11 protein-coding genes are annotated in these 12,338 nt (G+C 68.9%); 2 read left to right on the top strand and 9 right to left on the bottom strand.

Features of this window, described 5'->3' with window-relative positions; genetic code table 11:
• Positions 1-3: 3 nt before the first annotated feature.
• From POF73_RS35805 to thyX, 3 genes are all read right to left on the bottom strand, one after another.
• Positions 4-1,689 (bottom strand): ribonuclease J, encoded by a 1,686-nt coding sequence (locus tag POF73_RS35805; RefSeq protein ID WP_272123306.1) that lies wholly within the window; start codon positions 1,687-1,689, stop codon positions 4-6.
• A gap of 157 nt (positions 1,690-1,846) precedes the next feature.
• A complete protein-coding gene (dapA, locus tag POF73_RS35800) occupies positions 1,847-2,746 on the bottom strand; it encodes a 4-hydroxy-tetrahydrodipicolinate synthase (RefSeq protein ID WP_272123305.1) in 900 nt (299 codons plus the stop codon).
• Between the two features lie 213 nt (positions 2,747-2,959).
• Entirely contained in the window at positions 2,960-3,700 is a 741-nt protein-coding gene (gene thyX / locus POF73_RS35795) for an FAD-dependent thymidylate synthase (protein WP_272123303.1), read from the bottom strand.
• Between the two features lie 209 nt (positions 3,701-3,909).
• On the opposite strand from thyX, the gene POF73_RS35790 reads away from it, so the two are divergent.
• Positions 3,910-4,146: a hypothetical protein gene (locus POF73_RS35790; RefSeq protein WP_272123302.1), complete on the top strand. Its 237-nt coding sequence runs from the start codon at positions 3,910-3,912 to the stop codon at positions 4,144-4,146.
• A 124-nt stretch (positions 4,147-4,270) separates the two neighbouring features.
• On the top strand, positions 4,271-4,825 hold the full coding sequence (locus POF73_RS35785) for a hypothetical protein (protein WP_272123300.1): 555 nt from the start codon (positions 4,271-4,273) through the stop codon (positions 4,823-4,825).
• Between the two features lie 100 nt (positions 4,826-4,925).
• Here the strand turns inward: POF73_RS35785 and POF73_RS35780 are convergent, their stop codons facing one another.
• The 6 genes from POF73_RS35780 to eccD form a co-directional block, all read right to left on the bottom strand.
• The gene (locus POF73_RS35780; RefSeq protein ID WP_272123298.1) at positions 4,926-5,378 is read right to left on the bottom strand and encodes a hypothetical protein; all 453 of its coding nucleotides are present in this window, start codon (positions 5,376-5,378) and stop codon (positions 4,926-4,928) included.
• 14 nt (positions 5,379-5,392) lie between these two features.
• Positions 5,393-6,145, bottom strand: coding sequence for a 4-hydroxy-tetrahydrodipicolinate reductase (gene dapB / locus POF73_RS35775; RefSeq protein ID WP_272123296.1), 753 nt, complete (start codon positions 6,143-6,145; stop codon positions 5,393-5,395).
• 43 nt (positions 6,146-6,188) lie between these two features.
• On the bottom strand, positions 6,189-7,568 hold the full coding sequence (locus POF73_RS35770; RefSeq protein ID WP_272123294.1) for a M16 family metallopeptidase: 1,380 nt from the start codon (positions 7,566-7,568) through the stop codon (positions 6,189-6,191).
• A complete protein-coding gene (locus tag POF73_RS35765; protein WP_272123293.1) occupies positions 7,565-9,781 on the bottom strand; it encodes a polyribonucleotide nucleotidyltransferase in 2,217 nt (738 codons plus the stop codon). Before POF73_RS35765 ends, POF73_RS35770 begins: the two co-directional genes overlap by 4 nt.
• A 359-nt stretch (positions 9,782-10,140) precedes the next feature.
• Entirely contained in the window at positions 10,141-10,428 is a 288-nt protein-coding gene (gene rpsO, locus POF73_RS35760; RefSeq protein WP_272123292.1) for a 30S ribosomal protein S15, read from the bottom strand.
• A 185-nt stretch (positions 10,429-10,613) separates the two neighbouring features.
• Positions 10,614-12,071, bottom strand: coding sequence for a type VII secretion integral membrane protein EccD (gene eccD, locus POF73_RS35755; protein ID WP_272123290.1), 1,458 nt, complete (start codon positions 12,069-12,071; stop codon positions 10,614-10,616).
• Between the last annotated feature and the right edge of the window lie 267 nt (positions 12,072-12,338).

Raw genomic sequence — 12,338 nt, 5'->3', positions numbered from 1 at the left:
CCGTCAGACCTCCACCACCACAGGCAGGATCATCGGCCTGCGTCGGTAGGTGTCCGAGACCCACTTGCCCAGGGTCCGGCGCACCAGCTGCTGGAGCTGGTGGGGTTCGACCACGCCGTCCTGGGCCGAACGCTCCAGCACCTCCGTGATCTTCGGGATGACCTCTGCGAAGGTGGAGTCCTCGATGCCGGAGCCGCGGGCCTGGATGTGCGGGCCGCCCGTGATCTTGCCGGTGGAGGAGTCCACCACCACGAAGACCGAGATGATGCCCTCGTCGCCGAGGATCTTGCGGTCCTTCAGAGCCGGCTCGCCCACGTCGCCGACCGAGAGGCCGTCGACGTACACGTAACCGGCCTGGACCTTGCCGGAGATCTTCGCCTTGCCCTCGATGAGGTCGACGGCGACGCCGTCCTCGGCGATGACGATGCGGTCGTGCGGGACGCCGGTCAGGGCGCCGAGTTCGGCGTTGGCGCGCAGGTGGCGCCATTCGCCGTGCACCGGCATCAGGTTCTTCGGGCGGCAGATGTTGTAGAAGTACAGCAGCTCGCCCGCGGAGGCGTGGCCCGAGACGTGGACCTTGGCGTTGCCCTTGTGGACGACGTTCGCGCCCCAGCGGGTCAGGCCGTTGATGACGCGGTAGACCGCGTTCTCGTTGCCCGGGATGAGCGACGACGCGAGGATCACCGTGTCGCCCTGGACGATGCGGATCTGGTGGTCGCGGTTGGCCATGCGGGACAGGGCCGCCATCGGCTCGCCCTGGGAACCCGTGCAGACGAGGACCACCTCGTGGTCCGGGAGGTCGTCCAGGGTCTTGACATCCACCACCAGGCCCGGCGGGACCTTCAGGTAGCCGAGGTCGCGGGCGATGCCCATGTTGCGGACCATCGAGCGGCCGACGAACGCGACCCGGCGGCCGTACTCGTGCGCCGCGTCCAGGATCTGCTGGATGCGGTGGATGTGGCTGGCGAAGCTCGCCACGATGATCCGCTTGCGGGCGTTGGCGAAGACCTGGCGCAGGACGTTGGAGATGTCCCGCTCGGGCGGGACGAAGCCCGGGACTTCCGCGTTCGTCGAGTCCGAGAGGAGGAGGTCGATTCCCTCCTCGCTCAACCGTGCGAACGCGTGCAGGTCGGTCAGGCGGTTGTCGAGCGGGAGCTGGTCCATCTTGAAGTCGCCCGTGTGGACCACCATGCCCGCGGGCGTGCGGATGGCCACGGCGAGGGCGTCGGGGATGGAGTGGTTGACCGCCACGAACTCGCAGTCGAAGGGACCGATCCGTTCGCGGTTTCCCTCCGCCACCTCAAGGGTGTACGGGCGGATGCGGTGCTCCTGGAGCTTGGCCTCGATCAGGGCGAGGGTCAGCTTGGAGCCGATCAGCGGGATGTCCGGCTTCTCGCGGAGGAGGTAGGGGACGCCACCGATGTGGTCCTCATGGCCATGGGTGAGGACGATGCCCTCGATGTCGTCGAGGCGGTCCCTGATGGACGAGAAGTCCGGCAGGATCAGGTCGATTCCGGGCTGCTCCTCCTCGGGGAAGAGCACTCCGCAGTCGACGATCAGCAGGCGGCCGCCGTATTCGAAGACCGTCATGTTTCGGCCGATTTCGCCGAGACCGCCGAGTGGGGTGACCCGGAGGCCGCCTTCGGGGAGCGGCGGGGGCGAGCCGAGTTCAGGATGCGGATGACTCAAAAGACTCTCCTCACCACGCGCGCCACGTACCGGTCGGGCACGTGGCGCGCGTGACGTTCGTGCAGAAGCAGTTGTCGTTGTGTGTAGTGCGCAGGCACCGGTGGCCTGCTTATTCAGTTGTGGAGTCTGCTGCGCGGCCGGCGCGCGAAGTCTGGTGTTAGAGCTGTACCCCGCCTGCGGCAAGATCGATCTTGAGCTGCTCGATCTCCTCGGGCGAGCACTCGGCCATGGGCGCGCGCAGGGGGCCCGCGGGCAGGCCCTGGAGGGCGAGCGCGGCCTTGGTCGTCATGACGCCCTGGGTGCGGAACATGCCGGTGTAGACCGGGAGCAGCTTCTGGTGGATCTCCGTGGCCTTCTGGACGTCGCCGGAGACATACGCCTCGACGAGCGCGCGCAGGTCGGGGGTCACCAGGTGGCCGACGACCGAGACGAAGCCGACCGCGCCCACGGAGAGCAGCGGCAGGTTCAGCATGTCGTCGCCGGAGTACCAGGCGAGGCCGGAGCGGGCGATGGCCCAGCTGGCTCGGCCGAGGTCACCCTTCGCGTCCTTGTTGGCGACGATGCGCGGGTGCTCGGCGAGGCGGACGATGGTCTCGGTACTGATCGGGACGCCGCTGCGGCCGGGGATGTCGTAGAGCATCACCGGCAGCTCGGTGGCGTCGGCGATGGCCTTGAAGTGCCGGTACAGGCCCTCCTGCGGGGGCTTGTTGTAGTACGGCGTGACGACCAGCAGACCGCGTGCGCCGACCTTCTGGGCCGCGCGGGCGAGCTCCAGGCTGTGGCGGGTGTCGTTGGTGCCCACTCCGGCCACTACGTGCGCCCGGTCGCCGACGGCCTCCACGACCGCTCGTACGAGATCCGCTTTCTCCACGTCGCTGGTGGTGGGGGACTCGCCGGTGGTGCCGTTGATGATCAGGCCGTCGTTGCCTGCGTCCACCAGGTGCGTGGCGAGCCGCTGCGCGCCGTCGAGGTCGAGTGCGCCGTCCGCCGTGAAGGGCGTGATCATGGCAGTGAGGACCCGCCCGAAGGGGGTCTGCGGAGTGGAGGTCGGAGCCATGGGTTACACGCTACTCGTTGCACACGGCCTGGTCTGCCCTCGGGGGGTGCGGGAAAGTCAGGACAAATATGGAGCCCGGCACTGCCTGCTCGGGGGTTCAAGCAGTGCCGGGTCCGTTTGATCAGGCTAGATGAACTTCTCTAAATGCCGCAATACGGACAGTTCATGAGGCTGACCCACCCCGCTGCCGTGGGTCGATGAGCACGGATCGCGCTACGGCGCCACCCGGCCGTTCGCATTGAAGGCGGCGTAGGTCAGCGGCATGAGCCTGGCCCACTCCGCCTCCATCTTCTCGCCGACCATCTCGATCTCCCGCTGCGGGAAGGACGGGACCTTCGCCAGCTCGTGCTGGGTGCGCAGGCCGAGGAAGTGCATCAGGGAGCGGGCGTTGCAGGTGGCGTACATGGAGGAGAAGAGGCCGACCGGGAGGACCGCGCGGGCGACCTCGCGGGCGACGCCGGCGGCGAGCATCTCCTGGTAGGCCTCGTACGCCTGCCGGTAGGAGTCCTCCATCACACGGCCGACCAGCTCCTGCTGGGCCTGGGTGCCCTCAACGAAGACGTACTTGCCCGGGCGGCCCTCCTGGACCAGCTTGCGGGAGGCGTCGGGGACGTAGAAGACGGACTGGAGCTCCCGGTAGCGGCCACTCTCCTCGTTGTACGACCAGCCCACGCGGTGCCGCATGAACTCGCGGAAGACGAAGATCGGGGCGCTGATGAAGAAGGTCATCGAGTTGTGCTCGAAGGGGCTGCCGTGCCGGTCCCGCATCAGGTAGTTGATCAGGCCCTTGGAGCGCTCGGGGTCCTTCTGCAGCTCCTCCAGGGACTGCTCGCCGGCGGTGGAGACGCGGGCGGCCCACAGCACGTCGGAGTCGGCCGCGCTGTGCTTGACCAGCTCGACGGTGACATCGCTGCGGAAGCTGGGCTTGAGGTCGTCGGCGGGGGTGTCGGTCACGGCTCGGAGGGTCCTTCCATCACTTCTGTGGGCGGCGCCCACTCTACGGGTCGGCACTGACAACGGGGCGTTCGGTGCCGGGTCGCGACATACACCGGCGAACTTCGGCGAATTTCTGTGAATTCGGCGAAACCGGGCACCTTTTGGGGCGTTCGCTCGTCTGTCTCGGTGACGGTCACTCATACGATCCCGAGAGGAGAAGCTTCCCGATGTTCCGTCGGCGCGAGCCCGTACCCTTCGCCTTCCTCGCCGAAGCCGACCGATTCCGCAGCGATGTCACTCCCCCGCCCCGTGAGCGGGCGTCCGCCGGTCAGATAGCCGGGCGCTGGCTGCTGGGGCTCACCATCGTCGCCGGGCTGGTGGGCTCACTGGTGCTCGGCATGCCTGCGCTGTCCACCGATACCTCCACACCGGCCCAGCAGTCACAGGCCTCACAGGGGCGCTGACTCCTGCCCCGCTGGCCGAATGGCGTGGGAGGCACCCCCATGGACCCCCGAGGGTGGTGAGCAGGGACGCGGGTCGATAGCCTCACCGGGCACAGCCCAAGCACGGATTGAGTGAGGACCAGTCGTGCCCCTGCCCTTCCTGACGGCCGACCGTACCTTCGAAGCGGCCGACGATGTCGCGCTGCCCTTCGAGGACCGTGACCGCTGGCGGCGGCCCTACCGTCCCGGTCCGTGGCGGGTGGGCGTGGCGGCGCTGTGGCTGCTGCTCGCCTCGTACGTGCTGTTCGCGGCCGTCATCATCGCCCTCACCGGCACGGTGACCGGGGCGGCCGTCGTCTTCGGCATCGCCCTGGCCGTCATCGCCGGTGCCCTGCGGCTGTTGCGCATGGGCGTGTGGGTGAGCGCGCGTGGGCTGCGCCAGGTGGGCTTCCTCATGACGCGTACGGCGCCCTGGGATCAGGTCACCGCCGTGCGGACGGTGCAGCAGCCGGTGCGCTGGCTGGGGTTGCCCCGCACAGTGCAGGGGCAGGCGCTGATGCTCGTACGGCGCGGTCGTGGGACGGATGACATGCCGATGCTGATGACCACGCACAACGCGGACTTCCTCGGGCGGGTGGCGGCCTTCGACCGGGCCGCCGACGCGGTCGAGGCGTGGGCCGCGGAGAACAACCGCGGCTGATCGTGGCGGTACGTCGAAGGGGCCGGTCCGCGGTGAGAGCGGACCGGCCCCTTCGACGTACGGGCCCTTCGAACTACGGCCGATTCGGCGTGAGGCCTGTTCAGGCCTCGATCATCCTGCCGTCGTGCAGGGCGATCGCCCGTTGCATGGCCTTGCGGGCGCGTGGGGTGTCACGGGCGTCGTGGTAGGCGATGGCGAGGCGGAACCAGCTGCGCCAGTCGTCCGGGGCTTCCTCCGTCTCGGCCTTGCGCCTGGCGAAGACCTCGTCGGCCGAGTCGCGGTCGATACGGCCGCCGGGCGTGCGCTTCAGCTCGTCGACGGGCAGGCCGCCCTCGGCGTCGAGTTGGGCGGCGAGGGCGTTCGCCCTGCGGACGAACTGGGTGTTCTTCCAAAGGAACCACAGGCCGATGACCGGCAGGATCAGCACCGCCACACCGAAGGTGACGGTGAGAACCGTGCCGGACTGGATGAGCATCACGCCTCGGCTGCCGACCAGGACGAAGTAGACGACCAGGACGGCGGCCGTTATGGCGTAGGTGATCTTCGCGCGCATCGCTGAGCCCCGTGTCAGCCCAGGTCCAGGAAGTGTTCCAGGCCGAAGGTCAGGCCCGGAGTGGTCACCACGCGGCGCGCGCCGAGCAGGATGCCCGGCATGAAGCTGCTGTGGTGGAGGGAGTCGTGGCGGATGGTGAGGGTCTCGCCCTCGCCGCCGAGCAGCACCTCCTGGTGGGCCAGCAGACCGCGCAGCCTTACGGAGTGGACGGGGATGCCGTCGACGTCCGCACCGCGCGCGCCGTCCAGAGCCGTCTCCGTGGCGTCCGGTGCCGGGGCCGTGCCCGCCTCGGCACGGGCAGAGGCGATGAGCTGGGCCGTGCGCGTAGCCGTACCGCTCGGGGCGTCGACCTTCTTCGGGTGGTGCAGTTCCACCACCTCGACCGACTCGAAGTAGGGTGCGGCGATCTGCGCGAACTTCATGTTCAGCACGGCCCCGATGGAGAAGTTCGGCGCGATGAGCACGCCCGTCTCCGGGGATGCGGCCAGCCAGCCGTTCAGCTGCGCGAGGCGCTCGTCGGTCCAGCCCGTGGTGCCGACGACCGCGTGGATGCCACGGTTCACGCAGTAGTCGAGGTTGGCCATCACCGAGTCCGGTGTGGTCAGTTCGACGGCCACCTGGGCGCCCGTCTCCGCGAGGGTCTCCAGCTTGTCGCCCCGGCCGAGGGCGGCGACCAGCTCCATGTCCTCGGCGGCCTCGACCGCCCGTACCGCCTCGGAGCCGATCCGGCCCTTGGCGCCGAGGACCGCCACGCGCAGCTTGCTCATCTCTGTTGCTTCCTTACGTCGGATGTTCCGAGGGCGGATCGGGTCAGGCCACGGCGTCGTTCAGCCGGGACGCCTGCTTGTCCTTCAGCGGGCCGATGACCGACAGCGAGGGTCGCCGGCCCAGGATGTCGCGGGCGACCGAGCGGACGTCGTCCGGGGTCACGGCCGCTATCCGGGCCAGCATGTCGTCGACGGACATCTGCTCGCCCCAGCACAGCTCACTCTTGCCGATGCGGTTCATGAGCGCACCGGTGTCCTCCAGACCGAGGACCGTGGAGCCGCGGAGCTGGCCGATGGCGCGGTCGATCTCGTCGTCGGACAGACCGTGTTGGGCGACGTGGTCGAGCTCGTCGCGGCAGATCTTCAGCACGTCGTGGACCTGAGACGGCCTGCAGCCCGCGTACACGCCGAACAGGCCGCAGTCGGCGAAGCCCGAGGTGTACGAGTACACGCTGTAGGCCAGGCCGCGCTTCTCGCGGACCTCCTGGAACAGGCGGGACGACATGCCGCCGCCCAGCGCGGTGTTCAGGACGCCCAGTGCCCAGCGGCGCTCGTCCGTGCGGGACAGGCCGGGCATGCCGAGGACGACATGGGCCTGCTCGGTCTTGCGGCCGATCAACTCGACGCGGCCCGCGGTGCGCAGGGTACGTCGGCCGCCCCGCGCGAGGATGGGCGCGGCGTCGCCGTTCTTGAAGGCGCCCGCCTTCTCGAAGGCGGCACGGACCTGTCGTACGACCTTGTTGTGGTCGATGTTGCCGGCGGCCGCCACGACCAGGTGGGTCGGGTCGTAGTGCTTCTTGTAGAAGCGGCGGATGCGGTCGGCGGTGAGGGCGTTGACGGTGTCGACCGTGCCGAGGACCGGGCGGCCGAGGGGGTTGTCGCCGAACATGGTGTGCGCGAACAGGTCGTGCACACAGTCGCCCGGGTCGTCCTCGGTCATGGCGATCTCTTCGAGGATGGCGCCCCGCTCGACGTTGACGTCCTCTTCGAGGATGAGCGAGCCCGTCAGCATGTCGCAGACGACGTCTATGGCGAGCGGCAGGTCGGTGTCGAGCACGCGCGCGTAGTAGCACGTGTACTCCTTCGCCGTGAAGGCGTTCATCTCGCCGCCGACCGCGTCGATGGCGGCGGAGATGTCCAGGGCGCTGCGCCGGGTCGTGCCCTTGAAGAGCAGGTGCTCCAGGTAGTGCGTGGCGCCGTTCAGGGACGGCGTCTCGTCGCGGGAGCCGACGTGCGCCCAGATTCCGAAGGTCGCCGAGCGGACCGAGGGCAGCGTCTCGGTGACGATGCGCAGGCCACCGGGGAGGGTGGTCTTGCGAACGGTGCCGATGCCGTTGGTGCCCTTGATCAGGGTTTGGGTACGGGCGACGGCCCGCGCCTCCGAGGAGGTGCGGGCCGTCGTCGTGGAGCTACTCGACGTCACTTGTCGGCGTCGTCCTTCTTGTCAGCGTCGTCTTCGCCCTCGATGACCGGCACGAGGGAGAGCTTGCCGCGGGAGTCGATCTCGGCGATCTCGACCTGGACCTTCTGGCCCACACCGAGGACGTCCTCGACGTTCTCCACGCGCTTGCCGCCGGCCAGCTTGCGGATCTGCGAGATGTGCAGCAGACCGTCCTTGCCGGGGAGCAGCGAGACGAAGGCGCCGAACGTCGTCGTCTTCACGACCGTGCCCAGGTAGCGCTCGCCGACCTCGGGCATCGTCGGGTTGGCGATGCCGTTGATCGTGGTGCGGGCGGCCTCGGCGGACGGGCCGTCGGCGGCACCGATGTAGATCGTGCCGTCGTCCTCGATCGTGATCTCGGCGCCGGTGTCCTCCTGGATCTGGTTGATCATCTTGCCCTTGGGGCCGATCACCTCACCGATCTTGTCGACCGGGATCTTCACGGTGATGATCCGCGGTGCGTTCGGGGACATCTCGTCCGGCGTGTCGATCGCTTCCATCATCACGTCGAGGATGTGGAGGCGGGCGTCACGGGCCTGCTTCAGAGCGGCGGCCAGGACGGAGGCCGGGATGCCGTCCAGCTTGGTGTCGAGCTGGAGGGCGGTCACGAACTCCTTCGTGCCGGCGACCTTGAAGTCCATGTCACCGAAGGCGTCCTCCGCACCGAGGATGTCGGTGAGGGTGACGTAGTGCGTCTCGCCGTCGATGTCCTGCGAGATCAGGCCCATGGCGATACCGGCGACGGGGGCCTTCAGGGGCACACCGGCGTTCAGCAGCGACATGGTGGAGGCGCAGACCGAGCCCATGGACGTCGAGCCGTTGGAGCTCAGCGCCTCGGAGACCTGGCGGATCGCGTAGGGGAACTCCTCGCGGGTCGGCAGGACCGGCACGAGAGCGCGCTCGGCGAGAGCGCCGTGGCCGATCTCGCGGCGCTTCGGGGAGCCGACGCGGCCGGTCTCGCCGGTGGAGTACGGCGGGAAGTTGTAGTTGTGCATGTAGCGCTTGCGGGTCACCGGGGAGAGGGTGTCCAGCTGCTGCTCCATACGGAGCATGTTGAGGGTGGTGACGCCCAGGATCTGGGTCTCGCCACGCTCGAACACGGCGGAACCGTGGACCCGCGGGATGGCCTCGACCTCGGCGGCCAGGGTGCGGATGTCGGTGACACCGCGGCCGTCGATGCGCTTCTTCTCCTTGATGACGCGCTCACGGACCAGGCTCTTGGTCAGCGAGCGGTACGCGGCGGAGATCTCCTTCTCGCGGCCCTCGAACTCCGGCAGGAGCTTCTCGGCGGCGAGCGCCTTGACGCGGTCCAGCTCGGACTCGCGCTCCTGCTTGCCGGCGATCGTCAGCGCGGAGGCGAGCTCCGGCTTGACGGCGGCGGTGAGCGCCTCCAGGACGTCGTCCTGGTAGTCGAGGAAGATCGGGAACTCGCCGGTCGGCTTGGCGGCCTTCGCGGCGAGGTCGGCCTGGGCCTTGCACAGCACCTTGATGAAGGGCTTCGCGGCCTCCAGACCGGCGGCGACGACCTCCTCGGTCGGGGCCTCGGCGCCACCCTGGACCAGCTTGATGGTCCCCTCGGTGGCCTCGGCCTCGACCATCATGATCGCGACGTCGCCGTCCTCCAGGGTGCGGCCCGCGACAACCATGTCGAAGACGGCGTCCTCAAGCTCGGTGTGCGTCGGGAACGCCACCCACTGGCCGCGGATCAGCGCGACGCGGACGCCGCCGATCGGACCGGAGAAGGGCAGGCCGGCCAGCTGCGTGGACGCGGAGGCGGCGTTGATCGCCACGACGTCGTACAGGTGGTCGGGGTTGAGCGCCATGATCGTGGCGACGACCTGGATCTCGTTGCGCAGGCCCTTCTTGAAGGACGGGCGCAGCGGGCGGTCGATGAGGCGGCAGGTGAGGATGGCGTCCTCGGAGGGACGGCCCTCACGGCGGAAGAAGCTGCCGGGGATCTTGCCGGCGGCGTACATCCGCTCCTCGACGTCCACCGTCAGGGGGAAGAAGTCGAGCTGGTCCTTGGGGTTCTTGGAGGCGGTGGTGGCCGACAGCACCATGGTGTCGTCGTCCAGGTACGCCACGGCGGAGCCGGCGGCCTGCTTGGCCAGGCGGCCCGTCTCGAAGCGGATGGTGCGGGTGCCGAAGGAGCCGTTGTCGATGACGGCCTCGGCGTAGTGGGTCTCGTTCTCCACTAGCGTTTTCTCCGTTACTTGTCGTCTTTTGTCCCGTGCTGCCCGTGTGGCAGGGGGACGGTGGCGGAGAAGCGCTCCGTGCGATGCGGGCCGGTCTTCGATCGAAGCACCCGGGGCTCGCTTCCCCCCGGGGGCCACTACCGAGGACCGGCGGCGGCTAGGTGCGCTTCTCCTCGTGCGGTGTCGTACGTCGTTGCTCTGCGTCGTACGTCGTTCTGTTTCGTGCGTACTGCGTTGTGCTACCACACTACAAAGCGTGTGTGACACTCCGCATGTTTCCGCACGTACGGTTGACTTTCCGCACGTACGGCAAAGGGAGCGGCTCCCGATCGTCCGGGAACCGCTCCCCTCATGGCGTCTTACTTGGCGCCCGCCGCACCGCGACGGATGCCGAGGCGGTCGACCAGCGTACGGAAGCGCTGGATGTCCTTCTTCGCCAGGTACTGGAGAAGACGGCGGCGCTGGCCGACGAGGATCAGCAGACCACGACGCGAGTGGTGGTCGTGCTTGTGGGTCTTGAGGTGCTCGGTCAGGTCGGAGATCCGACGGGAGAGCATGGCGACCTGGACCTCGGGGGAGCCGGTGTCGCCCTCCTTCTGGCCGAACTCTTCGATGATCTGCTTCTTCGTAGCGGCGTCGAGCGACACGCGTACTCCTCATGATCTGTGGTTTGCCGCCGAGTGCCCCTGGTCTGCTTCTCAGGAGAGCTTCCGTGACTCGGGAGGCTGGGATCCGCTGGGCGCGTCCCCCAGGTGAACCGGGGGCGCGTACACAAACGGCCGTCACACAGCGTACCAGCACATGAGCACGCTCCTGACCACCGGCTCCGCGGTCAGAAGCCGCCGCGGACCTTGCCGTAGACGTCGAGGACGGCCAGGCAGATCGGGACCAGGGACAGCAGCACCAGCGAGTCGGCGAGGTCCAGCATGCGGCCCCAGAAGGGGGAGAGCCCCTTCTGCGGCACGATCAGGGCGATCGCGATCAGCAGCAGCACACCGACACCGACCGAGGCGCCGAGCCACAGGGTCCGTACGTTGACCGGGCCGGAGTTGTTCTGGAGCAGCTCGATGATGATGTCGGCCGGCGGCGAGATCGCGAGGCCGAGGACCAGCAGGGCGAGCGTGACGACACCGGCCACGAACAGGCAGGTGACCTGCGCGGTGTAGCGGAACAGCCGGGCGCGGAGCATCGCGGCGAGGCCGGTGCACAGGGCCAGCAGCTGGGCCCAGCCGCTGTCGCTGAAGCCGAGCACCGCGCCGCCGGCGCCGATGATCACGGCCGCGCAGCCGCCGACCAGGCCGAGCAGCAGCTCGTGGCCCCGGCTGGTCTGGGCGACGATGCGCTGGACGTCGACGGCCTCAAGGTCGCCCTCGTCGCCCTCGCGACGGGCACGGGCCAGGTCCTCGGGGTTGCGGAAGCCGATGGGCAGCTTGGCGAAGCGGGCCGACCAGCCGGGCAGGAAGCCGACGACCGCGACGGCGACGACGGCGGTGCCCGCGGCGATCTCCCGGGGCGCCGCCTCGGTGAGCACACCGCAGAACACGGCGAGCGTGCCGATCGCGGCGGCGAGCGCGGCGGCCACGAACGGGGCGTCGCCCTGCGGCAGCAGCATGATCAGTACGACGGAGCAGAGCAGTACGGCGACACAGCCGACGAGGAACTGGATCCGGCCGGGGCCTTCGCCCGCGTCCTGGGGCAGCACGCCGGAGCCCGCGATGAGCGCGTGCGGCAGTGCCGAGACACCGAGCGCGACGGCGGCGCCCCGGTCGTCGTACACCCGGGCCCGTACGCCGGCGAGGGCCGTCAGGGCGAGCGCCGTCACGCCGGCGAGGATGCCCTGGAGGCCGTGCATGTCGTGCCGGATCGGGTCCGCGAACCAGAAGACGAAGCCGAGCATGACGAGCAGCAGCGAGCCCGCGACGAGGCCGGCCACCCGCATCAGGTTGTCGTTCCAGCTGCGGACGTCCTGCTTGACCGCGGCGGCGATCGCGTCCACCACGTCGTCGTGCACGGCGGGCGGCAGGGAGTCGGCGAAGGTGCGCAGCAGCAGCACCTCACCGTCCCTGACCCGGTGCTCCAGCAACGAACGACTCGCGTCCAGCACCTGGCCCTCGCGGGTCACGAGGTGGTAGCCCGAGGGACTGCTGTCCGACTGGACCAGGCCCGAGAGCCTCACGATCTCGGGAAAGAGGTCCTGGATCGGCAAGTCCTCGGGCAGCGCGACGTCGACACGGCTGTCCGGTGCTGCGATGGTGATTCGGCAGAAACCTGTCGAAGTCCCCGTGCTCACCTGGTGTTCCCCCTGCTAGACAAGGCTTCCTCGCGCCGCTCGTACGACGCGGAGCGCCACCATATCCGTTGCCCCACCCGCTACAGGACCGCCCTCCCCCATTCCTCCCAGGACCTGCGCCGCATCTCCATCCTCCTGCCTCCCTCGGGCACTCTCCGCATCAGTAGGATCAATCCCTACGCGAACGACGCCTGCGCGAACGAGAACACGTCGCGATCAACGGGGGCGTCGCTGCCAGGACGTATCAATCGCGAAGGATGAGTGCAT

The sequence above is a fragment of the Streptomyces sp. HD genome (assembly GCF_028369295.1).
In the GTDB taxonomy this organism is placed as follows: domain Bacteria; phylum Actinomycetota; class Actinomycetes; order Streptomycetales; family Streptomycetaceae; genus Streptomyces.
Note: the sequence above shows the minus strand (reverse complement) of the source record. Positions and strands in the feature narration are given on the sequence as shown.

Excerpts from the sequence above, each read along its gene's own strand:
- dapA (WP_272123305.1), bottom strand. The coding sequence starts at position 2,746 with ATGGCTCCGACCTCCACTCCGCAGACCCCCTTCGGGCGGGTCCTCACT.
- POF73_RS35790 (WP_272123302.1), top strand. The coding sequence starts at position 3,910 with ATGTTCCGTCGGCGCGAGCCCGTACCCTTCGCCTTCCTCGCCGAAGCC.
- POF73_RS35780 (WP_272123298.1), bottom strand. The coding sequence starts at position 5,378 with ATGCGCGCGAAGATCACCTACGCCATAACGGCCGCCGTCCTGGTCGTC.
- dapB (WP_272123296.1), bottom strand. The coding sequence starts at position 6,145 with ATGAGCAAGCTGCGCGTGGCGGTCCTCGGCGCCAAGGGCCGGATCGGC.